At 69.5% G+C, this 20,654-nt stretch carries 20 protein-coding genes; 7 read left to right on the plus strand and 13 right to left on the minus strand.

The window, feature by feature from the left end; genetic code table 11:
- The first annotated feature begins 114 nt into the window (after positions 1-114).
- Positions 115-1,275, plus strand: a complete 1,161-nt coding sequence (locus ATK36_RS13575) for an acyltransferase family protein (protein WP_211291872.1) — start codon at positions 115-117, stop codon at positions 1,273-1,275.
- Here the strand turns inward: ATK36_RS13575 and ATK36_RS13580 are convergent.
- The gene (locus tag ATK36_RS13580; protein WP_141544428.1) at positions 1,239-2,036 is read right to left on the minus strand and encodes a right-handed parallel beta-helix repeat-containing protein; all 798 of its coding nucleotides are present in this window, start codon (positions 2,034-2,036) and stop codon (positions 1,239-1,241) included. The genes ATK36_RS13575 and ATK36_RS13580 overlap by 37 nt on opposite strands.
- 235 nt (positions 2,037-2,271) lie before the next feature.
- Complete coding sequence (locus ATK36_RS13585; RefSeq protein WP_141544429.1) at positions 2,272-3,294, minus strand: hypothetical protein; 1,023 nt, start codon at positions 3,292-3,294, stop codon at positions 2,272-2,274.
- Between the two features lie 273 nt (positions 3,295-3,567).
- On the opposite strand from ATK36_RS13585, the gene ATK36_RS13590 reads away from it, so the two are divergent.
- The gene (locus ATK36_RS13590; protein WP_098511696.1) at positions 3,568-4,401 is read left to right on the plus strand and encodes a glycosyltransferase; all 834 of its coding nucleotides are present in this window, start codon (positions 3,568-3,570) and stop codon (positions 4,399-4,401) included.
- On the opposite strand, the gene ATK36_RS13595 is transcribed toward ATK36_RS13590, so the two are convergent.
- Both ATK36_RS13595 and ATK36_RS13600 read right to left on the minus strand, forming a co-directional pair.
- Entirely contained in the window at positions 4,394-5,926 is a 1,533-nt protein-coding gene (locus ATK36_RS13595) for an O-antigen ligase family protein (RefSeq protein WP_098511697.1), read from the minus strand. The genes ATK36_RS13590 and ATK36_RS13595 overlap by 8 nt on opposite strands.
- Positions 5,923-6,726, minus strand: a complete 804-nt coding sequence (locus tag ATK36_RS13600) for a YveK family protein (RefSeq protein ID WP_098511699.1) — start codon at positions 6,724-6,726, stop codon at positions 5,923-5,925. The genes ATK36_RS13595 and ATK36_RS13600 overlap by 4 nt, the downstream gene beginning before the upstream one ends.
- Before the next feature lie 120 nt (positions 6,727-6,846).
- On the opposite strand from ATK36_RS13600, the gene ATK36_RS13605 reads away from it, so the two are divergent.
- Entirely contained in the window at positions 6,847-7,938 is a 1,092-nt protein-coding gene (locus tag ATK36_RS13605; RefSeq protein WP_098511700.1) for a glycosyltransferase family 4 protein, read from the plus strand.
- Positions 7,939-7,942: 4 nt separating this feature from the next.
- Here ATK36_RS13605 and ATK36_RS13610 read toward each other — a convergent pair whose 3' ends face one another.
- From ATK36_RS13610 to ATK36_RS13640, 7 genes are read right to left on the minus strand one after another with little or no spacing between them, the layout of a single operon-like run.
- The gene (locus ATK36_RS13610; RefSeq protein WP_245914700.1) at positions 7,943-8,656 is read right to left on the minus strand and encodes a polysaccharide deacetylase family protein; all 714 of its coding nucleotides are present in this window, start codon (positions 8,654-8,656) and stop codon (positions 7,943-7,945) included.
- Positions 8,653-9,594, minus strand: a complete 942-nt coding sequence (locus tag ATK36_RS13615; RefSeq protein ID WP_098511704.1) for a glycosyltransferase family 2 protein — start codon at positions 9,592-9,594, stop codon at positions 8,653-8,655. The genes ATK36_RS13610 and ATK36_RS13615 overlap by 4 nt, the downstream gene beginning before the upstream one ends.
- Positions 9,591-10,724, minus strand: a complete 1,134-nt coding sequence (locus ATK36_RS13620) for a class I SAM-dependent methyltransferase (protein ID WP_245914702.1) — start codon at positions 10,722-10,724, stop codon at positions 9,591-9,593. Before ATK36_RS13620 ends, ATK36_RS13615 begins: the two co-directional genes overlap by 4 nt.
- Before the next feature lie 4 nt (positions 10,725-10,728).
- Positions 10,729-11,757, minus strand: coding sequence for an NAD-dependent epimerase/dehydratase family protein (locus ATK36_RS13625; RefSeq protein WP_098511705.1), 1,029 nt, complete (start codon positions 11,755-11,757; stop codon positions 10,729-10,731).
- A 3-nt stretch (positions 11,758-11,760) separates the two neighbouring features.
- Positions 11,761-12,411, minus strand: coding sequence for a PIG-L deacetylase family protein (locus tag ATK36_RS13630; protein WP_098511707.1), 651 nt, complete (start codon positions 12,409-12,411; stop codon positions 11,761-11,763).
- Positions 12,408-13,196, minus strand: a complete 789-nt coding sequence (locus ATK36_RS13635) for a sugar phosphate nucleotidyltransferase (RefSeq protein ID WP_098511709.1) — start codon at positions 13,194-13,196, stop codon at positions 12,408-12,410. Before ATK36_RS13635 ends, ATK36_RS13630 begins: the two co-directional genes overlap by 4 nt.
- Complete coding sequence (locus tag ATK36_RS13640; protein WP_098511710.1) at positions 13,193-14,443, minus strand: class I SAM-dependent methyltransferase; 1,251 nt, start codon at positions 14,441-14,443, stop codon at positions 13,193-13,195. Before ATK36_RS13640 ends, ATK36_RS13635 begins: the two co-directional genes overlap by 4 nt.
- A gap of 252 nt (positions 14,444-14,695) precedes the next feature.
- On the opposite strand from ATK36_RS13640, the gene ATK36_RS13645 reads away from it, so the two are divergent.
- Positions 14,696-15,916, plus strand: a complete 1,221-nt coding sequence (locus tag ATK36_RS13645; RefSeq protein ID WP_098511711.1) for a glycosyltransferase family 4 protein — start codon at positions 14,696-14,698, stop codon at positions 15,914-15,916.
- A gap of 3 nt (positions 15,917-15,919) precedes the next feature.
- Positions 15,920-17,227: a UDP-glucose dehydrogenase family protein gene (locus tag ATK36_RS13650; RefSeq protein ID WP_098511713.1), complete on the plus strand. Its 1,308-nt coding sequence runs from the start codon at positions 15,920-15,922 to the stop codon at positions 17,225-17,227.
- Between the two features lie 142 nt (positions 17,228-17,369).
- On the opposite strand, the gene ATK36_RS13655 is transcribed toward ATK36_RS13650, so the two are convergent.
- Positions 17,370-17,978, minus strand: coding sequence for a polysaccharide deacetylase family protein (locus ATK36_RS13655; RefSeq protein ID WP_098511714.1), 609 nt, complete (start codon positions 17,976-17,978; stop codon positions 17,370-17,372).
- Between the two features lie 87 nt (positions 17,979-18,065).
- Positions 18,066-18,914, minus strand: coding sequence for a dimethylargininase (gene ddaH / locus ATK36_RS13660; RefSeq protein WP_245914703.1), 849 nt, complete (start codon positions 18,912-18,914; stop codon positions 18,066-18,068).
- A gap of 74 nt (positions 18,915-18,988) precedes the next feature.
- On the opposite strand from ddaH, the gene ATK36_RS13665 reads away from it, so the two are divergent.
- Positions 18,989-19,432: an Lrp/AsnC family transcriptional regulator gene (locus ATK36_RS13665; protein ID WP_098511716.1), complete on the plus strand. Its 444-nt coding sequence runs from the start codon at positions 18,989-18,991 to the stop codon at positions 19,430-19,432.
- A 16-nt stretch (positions 19,433-19,448) separates the two neighbouring features.
- Positions 19,449-20,210, plus strand: a complete 762-nt coding sequence (locus ATK36_RS13670) for an enoyl-CoA hydratase (protein ID WP_098511717.1) — start codon at positions 19,449-19,451, stop codon at positions 20,208-20,210.
- The last annotated feature ends 444 nt before the right edge of the window (positions 20,211-20,654 follow it).

A 20,654-nucleotide genomic window follows, 5' to 3' on the forward strand; every position in this document is an offset into this window, starting at 1 on the left:
CCACCTTCCGCCAAACGGTCCATCAGCGGAATCGGAATTATCCGGAAGGCGTTACGACTTGGTGCCCGGCATCGATGTAGTGAGGACAGCATCGTTATCCGGGGAGTGGGCGACGTGCACGTGACCGAGGTACCCAAGCCCGCAGTGACCGGTCGTGACCGGATCACCGGGCTCGATGGCGTACGCGGGCTCGCCGCGCTCTTCGTGGTGGTACATCACTGCCGGCTGTTCTCGTTCCCCGGTTTTCCCGCGGATACCGGGCCGCTGTGGCTTTCTCCGCTGCTGTACGGGCATCTCGCCGTTGTCGTGTTCATCGTGCTGTCCGGCTACTCGCTTGCCCTCGGCCCCGCGGGCCGGGAGTGGCATCTCGGCCGGATCCGCACTTTTCTGCGTCGCCGGGCATGGCGGATCATCCCGGCCTACTGGGCCGCGCTGGTGTTCAGTTTCCTTGTCGCCCGATTGTTGGTGACCGAGACACCGGGCGTGGTGCCGACCGGGCGATCCCTGCTGACGTACGGTTTCCTGGTGCAGGACGTGGTCTCCGCACCGAGCCCGAACAGCGCGTTCTGGTCCATCGCCGTGGAAGCCCAGCTGTATCTGCTGTTCCCGCTCTTGCTGCTGCTGCGGCGGAACATCGGTGCGGTCGCGCTCGTTGTGTGCGTGCTCACCGGCGTGGTGCTGATCGAGGCGCTGTCCGGGCAGGTGCCGGTGTTCATGTCACTGTTGCACCTGACTCCCGAGTTCGCGGTGCTTTTCACCCTGGGTGCGGTAACCGCGGGAATCCGGCGGGACAGCCGGATGCCGTGGTCATGGCTCGCGCTCGCCGGCGGCGCCGTGCTCGTAATCCTGATCGCCGTGCTCGGCCCGGTCCGGGCGATCGGCCATTACTTCTGGCTCGATCTGCTCGCCGCGTTCCCGGTCGCGGCCCTGCTCGCCGGCCTGGCGCAGGGGCGGCCGTCATGGCTGATCAGGGTGCTCGACAGTGCGCCGCTGCGGTTCCTCGGAAAGTGTTCCTACAGCCTCTATCTGGTGCATGTGCCGATCGTGGCGGTGGTCAGCCACCTGCTGGTTCGCGCGTGGCTGCCGGCCGGCACCCCGGCGTTCCTGCTCACCGCAGTGCTGGCCGTGCCGCTGGCGGTGTTGTTCGCGCGTGGGTTCGCGGCGGTGTTCGAGCTGCCGTTCCACCGGCATCGATCGGCGGCGGCGCTGCTCGCCGCGATCCGGTCGAAGCGGCATGCTCAGCCCGGCAAGGGAACCGGTGCCCCGCCTGCGTAGACATTGCCCGACACCGTTCGCACGTCGAAGTCCGTGGGATAGATCGCGCCGTACCGCGCGTCCTGGCGGAAGGTGTTGCCGGTGAACGTCACATCCTGCAGCCGGGCGCCTTCGTTGCCACCGACGCTGTAGAACGTGTACCCGCCACCGCCAAGGGTGTTGCCGGTGATCACGACGGGTCCGGCATTCGGGTTCTCACCACCGATGTCCGGGGACAGGAACACCGCGGAGTTGGCGCCTTCCCCGGTCCCGATGTCGATGCGGTTGTTCTTCACCACCACGTCGCCCACGTCCTCGGTGAGCTGCACTCCGTCGGAATGCGCGCCCTGCGCGGGCTGGAAATCGTGGATCCAGGAATCGGTGATCGAGGTGTGCGGCCCGAGTTTCGCGCCGTCGTTGGTCATTCCCGAGATCTCCACCCGGACCGCGCTCCAATTGCCGTAGGAGATCCCGGCATCGGTGTAATCGCCGGTGATCACGGTGTCCTCGATGCGCACGGACCCCGCACCGTTGGTCCGGATGGCCCACGGAGTGCTGCCGTCGCCGGTGAAGCGGCTGTTCCGCACCACCACTCCGGGCGCGGTGACAGTGAGCATGCCGCGCAGGTTCAGCCCGGAAAGGACGGCGCCGGGCCGATCCTCGGTCATGGATCCGGCAGGCTGCTCCGCCGCAGGTGGGTCGTCCTCCCGGACGACGACCACCACCACGACCGCGGCGACGGCCACCACGGCCGCCGTCACCAACCATTTCGCCGTACGCACGGATCCGACGATACGGTCCGGCGCCACCCATGGGGAGGGTCCCGGCAAAGTCGTGGCTGCCGCGTCATCATCGACGGCGCCTGCCCTCTCCTGTCCCGGGTCTGTGAAGGGGCCCTTCACAGACTCAGAGTCCGTGAAGGGCCCCTTCACGGACCTCCGAGGTCTGCGCAGGGTCCACGCCGGCTTTGCCGACACCCTGCCACCCGGGGGGAGGCACCGGACCGAATCGTGCCCACTACGGCATCTTCAGCGTGCTGCCGTCGGCATAAGTGTTGCCGGACACCGTCTTCGCGACGAATTCGCTCGGATACACCGGGCCGAAAATCGCGTTCTTGAGGAACTTGTTGTTCGTCACCGACACATCCTGCAACGTGGCGCCGTCCCGGCCGTTCACGCTGTAGAACGTGTAGCCACCACCGCCGAGGGTGTTGCCGTCGACCACGATCGGGCCTGCCGAGGGGTTCTGCGGGCCGATGTCCGGGGAGAGGAAAATCGCCGCGTTGACCCCCGTCAGCTTGCCGATGTCGATCTTGTTGTTCTTCATCACCACGTCCCCGACGTCCTCGACCACCTGCAGTCCGTCGGCATGTGCGCCGCCGGCCGGGGTGAAGTCGTGGATCCAGGAATCGGTGATGGAGACGTGGTTGCCGACCTTGGCTCCGTCGTTGCTCATCCCGGAGATGTCGATCCGGGTGGCACTCCAGTTGTGGTAACTGATCGCGGCGTCGGAGTAATCGCCGGCGAACGTGGCGTCCTCGATGCGCACGGAACCGTTTCCGGTGGTGCGTACCGCCCAATCCTGGCCGGTACCGGTGAATTTGCTGCGCTTGATCGTCACGCCGGGGGCCGTGACGGTGATCGTGCCGCGCACGTCGAGCGCGTCGAGGACCTGGCCGGATTGATCGGCGGTCAGGTTCTGCACGCTCTTGAGGGCGGTGCCGGCGGGCACGCCGTACCCGCCGGGTGTGTCGGAACGCACGGGCGGCGGCGCCGCGACCGTCGTGGTCGCCGGGGGTGCGCTGGACGTGCTCGGCGGCCGGGTCGGGGATGAGGACGGGGCGGGGGAAGTAGTGGCGGGGGCGGGGGTTTTCGCGGGGTCGGTACAGAGGCCGCGATGCTGCGACGGCCGGTGCCAGGCAGCGTCCGCCACGGCGACCTGTGCGGCCGGGTGGCGGGGCGCACTGCCGAGCTGAAGCACGACGAACGCGGCAGTCAGCACGACAGCCATCGTTCCCGCGGAGACAAGGATGCGGCGCACGAGCGCCTCACCTCCAAGTTCGAACGGACCGAAATGCTATCGAGATAGTTTCGTAATGGAACACGGAAGACTATGCACAATCGTGTCCCCGCTGGCAAGGAAACATCTCCGGAATCCTCGGGAGAAGCGGCACGCAGAATGCAGAAATTGATCTTTTCACCCTGCCGGAAACGATCTTCCCGGTGGTTTCCGGTGAAATGATCACCGGATTTTGATCAACCTGTGTCCCCGGCCGCCTTCCGCGGCCGCGGTGGCCTTCCCTAGGCTGGCCCGGTGGACGTGGTGATCCCTGCGCACAACGAGGAATCCGTGGTCGGGCAGGCGATTCGCCGGTGGTCGGCGGAGCCTCGCCGAGTGCGGTGCGTGGTCGTGGCCAACGGTTGCGCCGACCGCACCGCACAGGTCGCGCGCGCGGCCATCGGACCCGGCGACGTGGTGCTGGAAACCAGCACGCCCGGCAAAGCGAACGCGCTGAATCTCGGTGACGAGAGCTGCACCACGTTCCCGCGTGCGTACGTGGATGCGGACGTGGCGATCGACGCCGCCGGTCTGCTGCGGCTCGGCGAAGCACTGACCGAATCGGGCGCGCTACTCGCTGTGCCGAGCCTGCGTTTGCGCACCGGCGAAGCGTCGTGGCTGGTGCGCCGTTACCTCGCGGCCTGGCAGCAGCTGCCCGGCGTTCGGGACAGCAGCGCAGGCCGCGGCGTCTACGTGCTCTCCGCGGCCGGACACGCGCGCATCTTTCCACTGCCGGAGAATCTCATCGCCGACGACGGTTACGTGGCACGCCGGATCGGCGCGGAAGAGCGAATCATCCTGCCGGAAGTGGAAGTGGCCGTGACCCCGGTCCGCACGATCCGCGCCATGATCCGCCGGCGGATCCGCGTCGGAGCGGGCAATCGTCAGCTGGCCGCGATGGGTCTGCCACCCGCCACGGGCGCCGCCGGGCCGGGCGCCGTGGCCAACCTGGTCCGCACGGGAGCCGTCCGGCCGCCGGACGCGGCCGTGTTCGTCGCGGTGAGCCTGCTCGTCCGCGGGCTCGATCTGTTTCGCCGGGCCCGTGGCCAGAGCGTTTCCTGGGGAACCGACCGAGACTCCGTCAAGTAGTGGTGGCCCACCGCCGGCGGTCGGCCAGGCGGCGAAGCCAGCTCGCGGGCAGCCGCTCGGCCTCCGGGACGTCCCGCACCGAGACCCGCCACAGCGCGGCGGCGCACCCGATCAGCAGATGGGTCGTGATGAACATGATCGCGAATCCGAAGGCGTCGAAGGTGAACGCGGCCACCGCGGCCGCCGCGATCGAACCGGCCAGCGCCTGTCCCATCCCGCGGGCGTCCGGATCGGGTGCACTGCGGTGCACCCGCCGCGCCAGGGAATAGCCGGTCGCGAACAGGGCGAGCCCGACCGCCAGCCCCACCACCCCCACGGTGACCAGCTCGTACAGGTACTCGTTGTCCAGTACCCGATACAGCTTCGGCACGTAGGTGCCCGGCCCGATGCCGAAGAACGGATGATGCTGCCAGATACCGAAAACCGCGGCGTAGTCGTCCGTGCGCCCCTCGATACTCGGATCGGTGCCCGCACTGGTGAACAGGGTTTTGATGCTGTTGAGCAGGCCGGGCGCGGCCGCCTGGACCCCGACCAGGCCGACGACCGCGAACGGCAGCAGGTTCAGCAGGGTCCGCACCCGCAGGGAACCCAGGTAGATCAGCAATGCGACGCCGGTGGCCAGCACCGCCGAACGCCCGATCGACAACGGGATCCCGCCCGCGATCATCGCCACGATCAGCCATCTCGCCGGGCGGTGCCGCTTCGCGGTGACAGCCAGGTGCAGAGCCAGCGGAAGCGCCATGCTCAGCACCACCCCGTACTCGATGGGGTGGGTGGCCAGCCCGGCCACCCGGTTGAACCCGTCGCGGCTCTGCACGAAGTCCGCGGTCGACTGGTGCACGATGAGGCCGGGCAGCCGGATCAGCTTGGCCAGATCGATCACGTCGAAGAACTGCAGGGCCGCGACGAACGCGAGGACCGCGGCCCCCATCGTCACCCGGCTCAGCACCCGGCGGACCGAGCGGATGTCGCGCAGGGTGTCCGCGGTGAACAGCAGCACGCCGATCGCACCCAGCTCGCCGAGCAGGCCCGCGTTCGCACCCGAGGCCTCCAGCGGGCTCAGCCCGCGAATCTGCCCGGCGGCGTAACTGGCCAGCTGGCTCACCACCGCGAACATGACCACGACCCGCAACGGCTGGAACCGGCGATCGGTCCCGAGATCGGGTGCGCAGCGCAGGCAGAACCACACCAGCAGCAACGCCGTGGCGAACAGTCCGCTCGGCACCCCGGCCTGGCCGAGCGGGCCGATCACCAGGTTGGCCGGCAACAGGAAAGTCGCCGACAGCAGCAGGGTGAGCCCGGTGACCTCGTCCTTCGGGGAGAACATGTAGCCGACCAGCAACGCGGTGATCGCGAAGACGAGGAAGGCCAGGTCCGGGACGAAGACCTGCGCGCACACGGCGAGCACGCCGCCGCCCAGCAGCAGCACGGTCAGCCATGGGTGCCGGTCGATGCTCCGCTCGACCGGGATGAACTCACCGAGCCCGAGGCGCGTACGCAGCCCAGGCCGTTGCAGAAGGCTCACCGCGGACGTTCGCCCTTACCCGGCGAGCCCACCCGGACCGCGTCGCCGTCGGCGCGGTTGCTGCGCACCGGGCGCAGCTGACGGGTGGGCTGATCAGCCCACGACACCTCGGTGCGGTCCGGCTCCTCGGCCGGCTTCTGGTCGTCCACCTTCTTCTCGGGCGAGTCCGCATCCGTCTCCTCGGCCGCCTCGGCCGCGCGGAGCTGCCTGCGGCGGATCAGGTAGTCGACGTACACCGACAGCCCGAGCGCGAGCACGACCCCGATGGCCAGCGCGGCGATCAGCACCTTCGACCGGCTGCCGGTGGAGATGGCCGCTTCCTTCGGCTGCAACGCGTCGTCCACGGTCACCCGGAACTGGCCGGGGATCTGCTTGACGTCCTGCAGCGCCTGCATCCGGCGCTCGAGTTCCTTCCACAGCAGCGAGTAGGTGCTCAGCGTGGCCTGCTGGCTCTTCGCCGTGATGGTGACCAGCAGCAACGGCCGTCCACTGTCCACATTGATCACGTAGTCCGCGCTGCCACCGCCGCGCCCGACCACGTCCCGCACGTCCGGCGAATCGGCGATGGAGCCCATCACCGACGCGGCGGTGCGCGTGTCGTAGTACGGGTTTCCCGCCAGCCGCGCGGTCGCGGCCTCGTCCTGGGCGTAAGGGATGTTCACCACCAGCACGCCGCTGATCGAGTAGCTCGGGGCGACCTGGCCCGCGGCCACGAACCCGAGTGCTCCGGTCACCAGCAGCGCGGCAACGAGGACGTACCACCGCCGCAGCGCGATCCGGAAAATCCCGAAAAGGTCCATTGACCGTCCTTCCGCAACCCGCGAGGATGGATCTGCCCGCCCCGCCTCGTTGTGTCAATCGATGAAAGCAGCCCGAACGTGACAGGAGAAGGGTCACTGTCTGGTGTCGCAAGTCCTCAAATGGGATTCGCGTGCACATGGGACGACCCACCGCAGCCGACCTGGTCGCACACTCCGTGGCAGCTGCGGGCCGCATTGCGCGAAATGACCACGGTGACCGACCTCGGGCTGGACTGGCCCCGGCCCGCGCGGCTGGCGCTGAAAGCGCTTGCGGCGCGGCGGCACGAGGGACGCTGGGTGAGCGGCTGGAAACACCATCGGCTCACCCAAGCGCTGGTCCAGCAGCGGTTGCGCCGGGCCGAAACGTCCGCGAGCTGCGACGTCGTCCTGCAGATCGGTGATCTCGCCCGGTTGCGCGGGCCGTATCTGGTCTACCAGGACCTGAGTTTCGACTTATTGCGCGAAGAGCGGCAGCCGCGGCATTTCCCGCATCTGTCCGCCACGCGGATCGAGCAACTGGCCGAACGCCAGCGGGAGATCTATGCCGGTGCGGCCGGAGTGCTCGCGATGAGCGAATGGCTGGCCGGGCATCTGGTCCGGGTGACCGGGCTGCCCGCGGACAAAGTGCACGTGGTCAATCCCGGCTGCAATGTGCTGCCCGCGCGCGAGCCACAGCCGCGCCCGTCCGGCGAGCGGCAGCGGCTGTTGTTCGTGGGCAAGGATTTCACCACGAAAGCCGGGCCCCAAGTACTGGCCGCGTGGGAAATTCTCCGCCGCGACGGCCATGCTGGACTCGAACTCACCATCGCCGGTCCGGCGGAGTGGCCGATGCCCGGCCCGATCCCGGACGGCGTGCGCTTCCTCGGCCGGATCCCGCTCGATCAGGTGCGGGAGCTGTACGCGACGCACGATTTGTTCGTGCTGCCCAGCCATTTCGAGGGTTACGGGATTGCTTTCACCGAGGCGCTGGCCCACGGCCTGCCGTGCATCGGGCGTGACCGGTGCGCGATGCCGGAGATCATCCGGCCCGGCGGGAACGGCGGGCTGGTCACCTCCGAGGACCCCGCCGAGCTGGCTTCGCTGATCGCCGAGCTGCTCGCGGACGCAGAGCTGCGGGAACGCACGGTTCGCCAGGCACCGGCGGTGATCGAGCACGCCAACTGGTCGCGGGCGGCCACGGAAGTCCTGACCGTAGCGGCGAAACTCAGCTGAAGCGTCAGCGCCGGAACCACGCCCACCGTTCGGCGGTGCCTCCGGCCGCCAGCGCATCGGCCAGGGAAACGCCCCGCAATCCGCGTTCGGCGATGCCCTCCAGCACCGCCGCCGTCAGCTCGCCCCGGTCGAAGGTCGGCGCGGTACCGGAGGGCTGCTCCGGATCACCGGCGTAGCCGTCGTGGGCGAGCAGAATCGACCCGCGCACGAGTCTTTCCATCGCACGCGCGGCCAGGTCCGGCACCGGTTCGTCGAGCCAGTCCCATGCGGTCGGCCCCCACATCACGGGTTCCAGGCCGGTACGCCGGATGGCTCGCCAGGTCGAGGGGGTCTGCGCGCCGAACGGCGGCCGGAACCAGCGAACCGGCGCGCCGAGCGTGTCTTCGAGCTGCCGTCGTGCCGCGGACACCCGGGCGACGACTTCGCGGAAGCGGAACCGGGTCAGCCGGCAGTGATCGAAGCCGTGCAGGGCGATCTCGTGCCCCTCGGCCGCGGTCTCGGCGAGCAGCCGTGGAAAACGCGCGACACGTTCGGTCAGTACGAAAAACGTCGCGGTCGTGGCGTGCTCCGCCAACGCCGACAGGACTCGTTCCGTGCCCACCGGGTCCGGGCCGTCGTCGAAGGTCAGCACGACGTGGGGCCGTGTGGTGCGCACCGCGCGAACCGAACCGATCGCGCCGGTACCGGCGCGCACTGCTGCCTTGAGCACCTTCTTCACGCCCCCACCGGCTCCCGGGTTCCCGGCCATCCTGAAGCCCATTCTTCCCGTCGTCGCCAGACGACCGTCCATCGTGGACGGCGGCGCAGGATCCGCTCCGCCACCGCCCGGAGCCCGACTCCCAGCCGCAAAGCGAACAGCCCGTAGCCCCGCCACGGCCCGAGATGCCGCTGGATCACCCCGGCCCGTCCGGCCAGCACGAGGACGTCCCGGCCGGAAACGTCTCCACCGGAGGACGCGCCGACGTCGTGCACCACCTCGGCCTCGGGCGTGATCGAAGGGCGGCAGCCGAGCTGCCGCGCCCGAAGACACAGGTCCTGGTCCTCGCCGTAGATCCGGAACCCCTCGTACAGTCCACCGAGCCGGTCCCACAGATCCCTGCTCAGCAGCAGCAACCCGCCGGACACGACGTCCACATGCCGCACCGAATCGCGGGCCCAGCCGCCGAGCGCTTCCGGATCCAACAGCCGTGATCCCCTGGCCAGCGCGGAAAGACCCAGCGCAGAACAGGTGAGACTCCACGGCGTGATCCGGCCGAAGCAGCTGCGTGGCTCCAGTTTTCCGGCGACGTCCAGCGTGCGCCCGCCGACGATGCCGTGCGCCGGATTTGAACGCAGGTGCGCGAGCAGCGCGTCGATCGCACCGGGCTTCGGTTCGGCGTCCGGGTTCAGCAGCAACAGGTACCGCCCGGAGGCGCGCTCGGCCGCCCGGTTCACCGCGTACGCGAATCCGGTGTTCCGACCGAGCCGCGCCACGGTGCCCGGACCCACGACGCGGTCCACAACCTCCGCCGCCCCGTCGGTGGAACCGTTGTCGCTCACCAGGATTTCAAACGGCACGGCCGGCGCCGCTGCGCCGGTCAACGCACTCAGCGTCCGTTCGGCATGTGCGGCGGCGTTGTAGGTGACCATCAACACCGACAGCTCCGGCGCGCTCACGTGCGCCCCGCCAAGACGTCGTTCACGCTGATCCACCGGCCACCGCGGGCCTCGATCTCCGGCCAGGTCCGCCGTACCTCGTCGAGCAGCTGGGGCAGGAGCAGCAACATGTCGGCAGGCTGCCCGGCGGCCAGGTAACTCGGCGGGATGACCGGAATCCGTGTGCCAGGAATCCGCCGGCCCTGCTTGTCCGGCGAAGCGTCGGCGACCGCGGGCAGCAGCTCGACGTCGACCCCGGCGTGGCAGAGCAACGGCACCGAACGGGACGCGGCGCCGTAACCGACGACTCGCCGCGGCCGGTCCTCCAGCCAGCGACGCAGCGCCGCCGCGTCAGTGTCTGCCCGCTCCTGCAACGCGCGCAGTGCGTCGCGATCGGTGACCCCGGCCGCGACTTCTTCCGCGCACGCCGCCTGGGTCTCCTTGTCCGGCTGCGGATCATGCGTGGCCAGCACCACCGCCGTGCCACCGGCCAGCGGGTACGACCACACACGGTGAATCCCGAGCCCGTGCCGGCGCAATGCCTGGTCCAGCGCGGGCAGCGACCAGTACGCGTAGTGCCCGTGCCGCAACTCGTCCCACTGCCCGTGCCGCAGCACACTGCCGAGGCTGAACAGTTGCAGCATCAGCAGGCCACCGGGAGCAAGCTGTTCAGCGCGGCGGCGGAGTGCTTCCTCCTGATCCGGTTCATGCAGCAGGCCGTAGACGTCCAGCACCAGATCGGCGCGTTCCGAAGCACGCTTCAGGCCGCGCGCGAGCACCTTCGGGAGCCAGGCACTGCCATGCGGGCTACCGAATTCCACGGCCGTCTCCCCCGCCCGCATCCAGCCTTCCGCGGACAGCCTGGACAACACCTTCGCGGCCTGGTTCCGCATCGCCTCCGGTTCCACCCCGCGCACCGTCTCCGGCAGCCCGGGATCCTCGGCGAGCTGGGCGAGCCCGCATCCCGTGCACCACCACATCCGCAGACCGAAGACCGGGTCCGGCCCGGGATCCCCGGGCTCGGCGAAGTGCTCGCACCCCGGCTGCGCACCGAGATCCAGCACCACTTCGCCGGTCGTGCCACGGCAATGCCGGCACTGGAACGGCTCGGCCGGAGCGCCGGGCAGCGGTCGTACCGCCGGACTGGTCACGACCTCAGCCGACCCCGACCGGGCGCAGCGCCGCGTTGACACTGCCGTTGTCGCCGCGCTCGCGCAGGCGGGCGAGCCGGGTGAACCGCCGGTCGAACGCCTCCTGCGTGAGCCCGTGCTCGTGGTAGGCGGCGACCAGCTCGCGTGCCCCGGCAGGCACCGACCACTGGCAGTCGAAACCGGGCAGCGCGGCCCGGATCCGCGAGAAGTCCACACGGTAGGAACGCGGGTCGTTGCCCGCTTCCCCGGTGATCAGCAGCTCGGCACCGGGCACTGCCGTCACGACCGCTTCCGCCACTTCCGAAACCCGCAGGTTGTTCTGCTCGGTCCCGACGTTGAACGCCCGGGCGTGCATCGCCTCTCGCGGCGCGTCCAGCATTCCGGCGAACGCGGCGGCGATGTCCGCGGCATGCACCAGCGGCCGCCACGGCGTGCCGTCGGAAAGCACCCGCACCACACCGGTGAGGACCGCGTGGCCGACGAGGTTGTTCACCACGATGTCCGCACGCAGCCGCGGAGAGAACCCGAACGCCGTGGCGTTGCGGAGGAACACCGGGGAGAAATTGCCGTCCGCGAGTTCGACGAGGTCGTCTTCCACCCGCACCTTCGACTCCGCGTACGGCGTGACCGGGCGCAGCGGCGCGTCCTCGTTGACCAGGTTCTCCCCACCCGCGCCGTACACCGAGCAGGTCGACGCGTAGAGGAACCGGCCGACCCCGGCCTCCTTCGCGAGCCGCGCCAGCCGCGTCGACGCGTGGTGGTTGATCTCGTAAGTGATGTCCGGCTCCAGCGAGCCGAGCGGGTCGTTCGACAACGCGGCCAAGTGGATCACCGCGTCGAACCCGGCGAGCTGATCCACGGTCACGTCACGCAGATCGGCGACGATGGTGGGCGGATCGTTCGGTTGTGTGCCGAGCACGCAATCGGCGAACAGCCCGGAATCGAGGCCGGTCACCTGGTGTCCGGCCGCAGTGAGTACCGGGGCCATCACGGTGCCGAGATAGCCCTGGTGTCCGGTGAGCAGAACCCGCATCGATCAGTCTCCCGCGAGGTCGAGGGTGAGTTTGCCGGTATGGAAGGCTTCCGCGTACCGCGCCTGGCATTCGATACCGCGCAGGCGGGCGAGCCCGAGGAAGGCCTCCCGGTCGTACCAGGGCCGGTGCCGCTGGGACGGGTAGTGCTCGTGCAGCAGTGCGACCTTCAGCTCCGCGTTTTCCGGCGAAAGCCGTTGGTAGACCGAAGGTTTCCCGAGGTCGCCGTCCCACTTGACGATCTCGTAGCCCAGCGCCGGCGGACCGCGGAACACCGTGGGGATCAGCTTCGCCAGCGCTCTGTGGTCCTGGTGCGCGTCCTCGGCCTGGGGGCCGATCACGAGATCCGGCTCGATCCGCGTGCGCAGCGCCTCCACGGCTTCCTTGGCCTCCTCCCACTGCGCCGGGAACCGGCCGTCGCGCAGCTTCAGCACGGTGACCGAAAGCCGCGCGCCAGGACAGAACGCGGCCAGCGCGGCCCGCTCCTCGTCCTCGCGTTCGGTTCCTCCGCCGGAGAGCACGAGCGCCTCGATCTCGATACCGGGACGCGACCGGCAGATCGTGAGCAACGTACCGCCCGCGCCGATCGCGAGATCGTCGCAGTGCGCGCCGAGGATCGCGAGCTTGGCCAGCCCGGCGGGCCGGAAGCCGGTCATCCGGCGGCCACCCGATCGTTCTCCCAAAGCGCCCAAGGCTTTTCGTCCCGCGCATACGCCTCGTTCAACGCCGCGCGCTCCTTGATGGTGTCCGTCGGACGCCAGTAACCACGGTGCGGATAGGCCAGCAGACGGCCGCGTTTGGCCAGCTCGGCACAGCCGTCGGCGACCAGATCGCCGTTCTCCGGGATGTGGTCGAACACCTCCTGCCGCAGGGCGAAATACCCGCCGTTGGCCCACAACGGCATCTCGCTCACCGGCGTGATGCCCGAGACCAGCCCGCCCGCCCCGACTTCGACGCAGTGGAACGTCGCGGGCGGCGGCACGATCATCATCGACGCGCCCGCGTCCGCCGCGGCGAACCGCTCGATCAGGTCCGGCAGCGGCGCGTCGGTCAGCACGTCCGCGTAGTTGGCCAGAAAGATCTCCTCGCCTTCGAGGCAGTGCCGCACCCGGCGCAGCCGTTCCCCGATCGGCGAGTTGATCCCGGTGTGCACGAAGGTGATCCGCCAGTCCGAGATGTCGGTGGACAGCAGGTCAAGATCGCCGCCCTGCAACACGAAGTCGTTCGACTCGCTCTCCTCGTAGTCGAGGAAGAACTTCTTGATGTGCTGCGCCCCGTAGCCGAGGCACAACACGAAATCACGGTGCCCGAAGTGGGCGTAATACCGCATCACGTGCCAGAGCAACGGCCGCGGGCCGACCAGCTGCATCGGCTTCGGCACGTCACCGGGGCCGCTCTGCATCCGGGTGCCGTAACCACCGCAGAAGAGCACTACCTTCATCGCGAAACCTCCGTCCGCACCGGGTCGACGACCTCGAGCCGCGGAATCGGGAACACCAGCCGGCCACCCCAGTCCGCCACGTAGGCCAGCTGCTCGGTCAGCTCCGCCCGCAGGTTCCACGGCAGCACCAGCACGTAATCCGGCCGGTCCTCGGCGATCCGCGCCGGCGCCAGGATCGGGATCCGGGTGCCCGGGGTGTAGCGGCCGTGCTTGTACGGGTTGCGATCCACCGTGTAGGCCAGCAGGTCCGGCCGGATGCCGCAGTGGTTCAGCAGGGTGTTGCCCTTGCCGGGAGCGCCGTACCCGACCACGCTGCGGCCCTCTTCGGCCGCCTGGACGAGGAAACCGAGCAGCTCCCGGCGCACGGTGGCGATCCGGCGGCCGAACTCGGCGTAGCCGGACTGTTCGTGCAACCCGGCGGCCTTCTCCCGGGCCAGCACGTCCAGCATCCGCGCGCTCGGCTCCCCGGCGACCGCGACCGGCCTCGCCCACAGCCGGATCGAACCGCCGTGCGTGGGCAGCAGTTCCACATCGACCACGGCCAGGCCGCCGGCCGCGAGTGCCCGCTGCGCGGAAGCGACGGTGTAGTACTGGAAATGCTCGTGGTAGATCGTGTCGTACTGGGTCAGCTCGATGAGCGTAAGCAGGTGCTGCACCTCGATCGAGACCCACCCGTCGTCCGCGACGAGGCCGCGCAGCCCGCGGGTGAACCCGAGCACATCGGGAATGTGCGCGTAGACATTGTTGGCCACCACCAGGTCCGCCGGGCCGTGTGCTTTCCGCACACTTTCGGCGGTCGCTTCGTCGAGGAACGCGGTCAGCGTCGGCACTCCGCGGTCGCGGGCGGCACGCCCGACGTTCTCCGACGGCTCGATGCCCAGGCAGCCGATCCCCTGCCGCACCACGTGTTGCAGCAGGTAGCCGTCATTGCTGGCGACCTCCACGACAAAGGAATCGCCACCGAGCTCCAGCCGCCGCACCGCGCCGGACACGAACCGTTCCGCGTGCTCGACCCACGAGGAGGAATAGGACGAGAAGTAGGCGTACTCGGTGAAAGTCTCTTCCGGGGTGATCAGCGGCGGCAGCTGCGACAGCCAGCATTCCGTGCACACGCGCAGGTGCAGCGGGTAGGTCGGCTCGGGTTCGTCGAGCTGCGCGGCGGTCAGGAACCGCTCGCACGGCGGGGTCGCGCCGAGGTCGGCCACGTCTGCGAGGCGCTCGGAGCCGCACAGTCGGCAGGTCAGCATGGGGTGCCCACTTCCGGAGGTGGCCTGGTTTCGTCCGGTATTCGCTCCGCGCGGGGGTGTTCGTTACAGCCCGGCCCCGGAATTCCCGTGGTATTTCCCGAAAATCGGCGACATGAACCGGGCCGGTCAGGTTTCCCGCACACCACTTGCCTCGGGTGGCTTGCGCCGGCAGGCCGCACTTTCCGGATTCGGGTAACGGAGCCGGGCGAGCCAGCGAACTAAGAGCGTCGACCGTCTGCAAGAGAGGCCGTCATGCCGCGTCCCCACGTGCTCATCATCGTTCAGAACCTACCGGTACCGCTCGATCGCCGGGTGTGGCTGGAATGCCGCGCGCTGACCGGAGCGGGCTACGAGGTTTCGGTGATCTGCCCACGTGGCGAAGGAGATCCCGGTTACGAAGTACTTGACGGAGTGCATCTGTACAAGTATTCGCCGCCCCCGCCCGCGGGCGGGCTGCTCGGCTACGCGCTGGAGTTCGCCCTGTCCTGGCTGCACACCGCGAGACTGAGCCGGAAAGTGTGGCGGCGCAAGCCTTTCGCCGTCATGCAGGCCTGCAACCCGCCGGACACCTACTGGGCATTGGCCCGGCTGTGGCGGCGGCGCGGGGTCAAGTTCGTATTCGACCACCACGACCTCAACCCCGAGGTGTTCCGGTCCCGCTTCGGCGAGCCGGAAGGCCGGGGCTCGCGCCTGCAGCTGGCCGGTCTCTATTGGCTGGAACGGATGACCTTCCGCACCGCGGACCACGTCATTTCCACCAACACCTCCTATCAGCGCATCGCGATCGAACGCGGCGGCGTGCCGGAGGAGAACACCAGCGTGGTGCGATCCGGCCCGGACACCACGGTGATGAAGCCGGGGCGGCCGGTCCCCGAGCTGCGTCGCGGGCGGCAGCATCTGGTCGTGTGGCTCGGCATCATGGGTCCGCAGGACGGCGTGGACGTGGTGCTCGACGTCGCCCGGCGCACAGTGTTCGACCACGGCCGTGAAGACGTGCACTTCGCCGTGCTCGGATTCGGCGACTGCCTGGCCGAGCTGCGCCGCCAATGCACCGAATTGGGCCTGGACAAGTACGTGGATCTGCCCGGCCGGGTCGGCCCGGCGCAGATCTCCGAGTACTTCTCCACGGCGTCGGCCGGGCTGTCCCCGGACCCGCTGAACCCGCTCAACGACGTGTCGACGATGAACAAGACGATGGAGTACCTCGCCTACGGCCTGCCGGTGGTCGGCTACCGGCTCACCGAGAACGCGATCTCCGCCGGCGACTGCGCGGTGTTCGTGGAGCCCGGCGACGCCGCGGGCTGCACCGCCGAACTCGTCGCACTGCTCGACGACCCGCAGCGCCGGGAGGACCTCGGCAAACGCGGCCGGCGCCGGGCCGAACTCGAACTGGACTGGGCACCGCAGGCGCGCACCTACGTCGGGGTCTACGACCGGCTGCTGCGCCAAGCCCGTGCTGCCGAAGGGAATTGAGCAATGTTCGTCCGCAGAATCGCCGTGATCGGCACCGGCTACGTCGGCCTCACCACCGGCGCCTGTCTCGCCTCGCTGGGGCACCACGTGGTGTGCGCCGACGTCGACCCGGACAAGGTCGCCCGGCTCACCCGGGGTGAGGTCGGCATCCTGGAACCGCGGCTCGCGGAACTGGTCGCCGAGGGGGTGGCCGCCGGGCGGCTGAGCTTCGTGCTGGGCGCGCGACAGGCGGTCGAGCCGGACGCCGAGATCGTGTTCCTCTGCGTGCCGACCCCGATGGGCGTCGGCGGCGTCGCGGATCTCGGCTCGATCCAGGCCGTGTTGTCCGAGATCACCGACGTGCTGGCCCCGGATTCGGTACTGGTCAACAAATCGACCGTGCCGGTGGGCACCGCCGAACGCACCCGTGAGCTGCTCGGCCGCGACGACGTCGCCGTGGTGAGCAATCCCGAGTTCCTGCGCGAGGGTTGCGCGGTCGAGGATTTCCTGAACCCGGACCGCATCGTGGTCGGCAGCGCGTCGCAGGACGCGGCCGAGCGGGTCGCCGCGCTGTACTCCCGGCTCGGCGCGCCGACCGTGCTCACCGACGCCGCGAGCGCGGAGCTGGTGAAATACTCAGCGAACTGCTTCCTGGCGATGAAACTGTCGTACGTCAACGCGATGGCCGAACTCTGCGAACGGCTCGGCGCGGACATCGCCGACGTCACCGAGGGCATGGGCTATGACCGGCGGATCGGTCAGTCCTTCCTCACCCCGGGTCCGGGCTGGGGTGGTTCGTGCCTGCCGAAGGACACCCGCGCGATGCTGCAGATCGCCGATTCCGCGGACTTCGAATTCCGGCTGCTGCGCGCCGCGATCGACACCAACGAACGGCAGCGGCAGCGGATCGTGGACAAGGTCCGGCTCGCGGTCACCGGACGGCGTTCCGGCACGCTCGCGCACACCCGGCTGGGCCTGCTCGGTCTCACCTTCAAGGCGAACACCGGTGATCTGCGTGATTCGCCCGCGCTGGCGGTGGCCGCGATGCTGCACCAGGACGGGGCCGAACTCGTCGCCTACGATCCGGCGGTCCCGGCGGACACGGTGCATCCGGGCCTGGAGCCGATCAGCGTGGTCGCGGACCCGGAGCTGGCCGCGAAGGACGTGGACGCGCTCGTGGTGCTCACCGAATGGCCGCAGTTCCGCACGCTCGACTGGGCGAAGCTGGCCGGGCTGGCCCGGCACCCGGTGGTGGTCGACACGCGGAACCTGGTCGACCCCGATGTGCTCGCCAGAGCCGGTTTCCGCAGTACCGGTCTCGGCAGGCGGTGACGGCAGACGGCACCGACTCCGGCGGCCCCCGCGTCCGTCGGAATCGGTGCCGCCCGCGGGGCGGAGCCGGATTGCTGCCGTGGTCCTTCGCGCTGGCTCAGGACCTTGGCCGATGATCTCTGTCCGGCCCGGTGTTCGTGGGTTACCGCCAGCAGCGGAAAGCGGCCCGGGTGATCGCACCCTCGGCCCAGCGGGCGTTCAGATCCGAGCGGACCTCGACGCGCGAGTGCAGCCAGCTCCCGGGACGGGACCGGCCGCCCGCGTACACCTTGGTCGCCCCCGCGGCACGCAGGTGGCGGACCACCCGCCGGTCGTAAGGCCCGGGTGGCAGCGAGTACCGCCGCACCGGCTTGCCGCTCAGCTCGGCCAGCAGGCGAGGAGCGGCGTCCAGCTCGCGACGGACCGTGAACGCGCGGTCGAGATGACGCCAGTCGTGCCGGTCCCAGCCGTGCGAGCCGACGTGCATGCCCGCGTCCACGAGCCGGCGCAGGTCCGCGCTGTTGACGTACCCGCGCTCACCGACCCGGCCGGCCAGGGGGAAGAACTCCGCACGCAGGTTCCGCTCGACAAGCCGGGGCAGCGCGATCTCGACGTCGGACACGTTGCCGTCGTCGAAGGTGAGCCGGGCGCCACTGGTGGCGACTACGTCGAGCAGATCGTCGAACTGCTCGACGGTCAGCCAGCGCTCGTCCTCACCTGGATCGAGCGCGCGCCGTGGCCGCCCGATGCCGTGTACTGCGAACGTGATCATCCCTACCCCTCCGCCGCTTTCCGATTAATCATGACATCCGATTAATCGCATTGGCAAGCGGAGAGGTGACCGGTGGTACCCGAGCCGTTACTTACGGATCTCCAACGTGCAGCACTTCGGGCCGCCGCCGGCCTTCCGCAGCTCGGAAATGTCCAGGTAGACGGGCTCGTAGCCGCGCCGGACCAGCTGCTCCCCCAGCCCCGTGGCCCGTGCTTCCAGCGGGAGCACCACGTTGCGGCCGTCGGACACGCCGTTGAGGCCGAAGCACTCCGCATCTGCCGCGGTGGCGAGCACCGCGTCCGGGAATAACCGGCGTAGCACTCGCTGCGAACCCGGCGAGAACGCCGCCGGGTAGTAGGCGATCTGCGCGTCGGCCGAGTCGGTGGCCTCGGCCAGCACGAACAGCGCGGTGTCCAGGTGGTAGTACCGCGCGTCGACCAGCTGCAGGGAAACGACCGGCACGCCGAGCACCTCCTGCGCCTCCGCGTGCGCGGCCGGGTCGGTGCGGAATCCGGTGCCGGCCAGCAGCACCCGGCCGGTCCACACGAGATCGCCCTCGGCCTCGTTGACCTTCTCCGGCATGGTCAGATCGCGGTAGCCGTGCTCGGTGAACCAGCGCCGGAAGTGCTCGGCCTCCGCGGTCCGCTGCGATGCCCGGAACCGCGCGCCCAGCACCCGCCCGTCCACGACCGTGCCCGAGTTCGCCGCGAACACCATGTCCGGCAGGCCCGGCTGGGGTTCGATCTCCTCGACGGCGTGCCCGAGACGGCGATAGGTGTCCCGCAGCCGGGTCCACTGCGCGAGGGCGATCTTCGCGCTGACCGGCTGAGCGGGGTCCATCCAGGGGTTGATCGAGTAGTCCACCGCGAAGTATTGCGGTGGGCACATCAGGTAATGGCGGGGAGTGGGCACCCGCGGCACGGCCGGTCCCTGCATAAGACCAGGGTAGGTTCGGCCCGATATCGCAATCAATCGCTGTTCGCTGCGCACACGCCTGCTAAACATTGCGTGTGAACACCATCGACCAGCGAATCGTTTCCTGCCTGCTGGCCAACGCGCGATCCAGCTACGCGGAGATCGGCAAAGTGGTCGGTTTGTCCGCTCCTGCCGTGAAAAGACGGGTGGACCGGCTGCTGGAGACCGGGGTGCTGCGCGGGTTCACCGCGGTCGTCGACCCCGAGGCGCTCGGCTGGGGCACCGAGGCATTCGTGGAGGTGCACTGCCAGGGCAACGTGACCCCTGGCCGGATCCGCGCCCGGCTCGAACCGCTGCCCGAGGTCGTCGCCGCCTATACGGTGTCCGGCGCGGCGGACGCGATCGTGCACCTGCGGGCGGCGGACATCCACCACCTGGAAACGGCGCTGGAACGGCTGCGCGGCCTGGAGATCGTCGACCGGACGGTGTCCACCGTCGTCCTGTCGCGGCTACTGGAACGACCACCGACTCCGTCGTGAGTGGGATGCTCGGCCGATGACCGACCGCATCCTCAGCGAGCACGACCACGGCGTCGCGCTGCTCACCATCGACGCCCCGGACAGCCGCAACGCGCTCACCCTCGACCTGTCCGCGGAACTGGCCGCCGCCCTGGCCCGCGCCGAGGCCGACGAGGACGTGCACGCCGTGATCGTGACCGGTACTCCGCCGGCGTTCTGTGCGGGCGCCGATCTGAGCACGCTCGGCGAGGCGGACGCGGATGGGCTCCGCTCCGTGTACGCCGGGTTCCTCGCGGTCGCAGAGTGCAGCCTGCCCACGATCGCCGCAGTCGGCGGTGCGGCAGTCGGTGCCGGGCTGAATCTCGCGCTCGCCACGGACGTCCGGCTCGCCGGTCCGCGCGCCAAGTTCCTCGCCCGGTTCCTGGAACTGGGACTGCACCCCGGCGGTGGGATGACCTGGATGATCCAGCGCCTGGCCGGCCCTCAGCAGGCCACCGCGATGACCTTGTTCGGTGAAGTCCTCGACGCCCACGCCGCCGTCCGTGCCGGGCTCGCGCTGCGGGTGGTCGAGGGCGGTCACGACGCGCTGATCAGCGCCGCCCGTGCGCTGGCCGCGCCGGCCGTCGCCGCTCCACGCGAGGTGCTGGTGTCCACGAAGCGGACTATGCGGCTGACCAGCGGCCTGACCGAGCACCCGGCCGCGGTCGACGCGGAGCTGCGGCCGCAGCTGGAATCGCTGGCAGCACCGGCGTTCGCGGAACGGCTGGCCGCGATGAAGGCCCGGATCAGCGCCCGCTGACCCCGGCCTCGCGCAATGTCCACCCGGTGGGAAAACTCGAGTTCGAGCGAGCTACGAGTGCAAGCTGCACCATTGGTGGGACAGGATTCCGACAAAGTTGGTCGGGGACCCGGCAGCGGGCGATGCGGAGGTGTGTGCGACCACCTCATGGCGTGCACCCGATCGGTTTCGGGTCTGTGAAGGGGCCCTTCACGGACTCAGAGTCCGTGAAGGGCCCCTTCACAGCCCTCCGCAGCTGCGCAGGGCCCTCCACACCGACTTTGCCGACACCACCATTGGTGGGAGACGGGTGTCACTCGGGACGGCGAGGTCTGCACCTCTACCATCGGATTGAGCCGCGCCGGGGGTGGCCCGACGTCGCGACCGGACCGAGCCGGTCCGGGTACCCCACACTTCGGTCACCGGGAGCGAGCCGGCGAGTAACCTCGGAGACAGACCCGCAGC

The organism is Amycolatopsis sulphurea, assembly GCF_002564045.1.
GTDB lineage: Bacteria > Actinomycetota > Actinomycetes > Mycobacteriales > Pseudonocardiaceae > Amycolatopsis > Amycolatopsis sulphurea.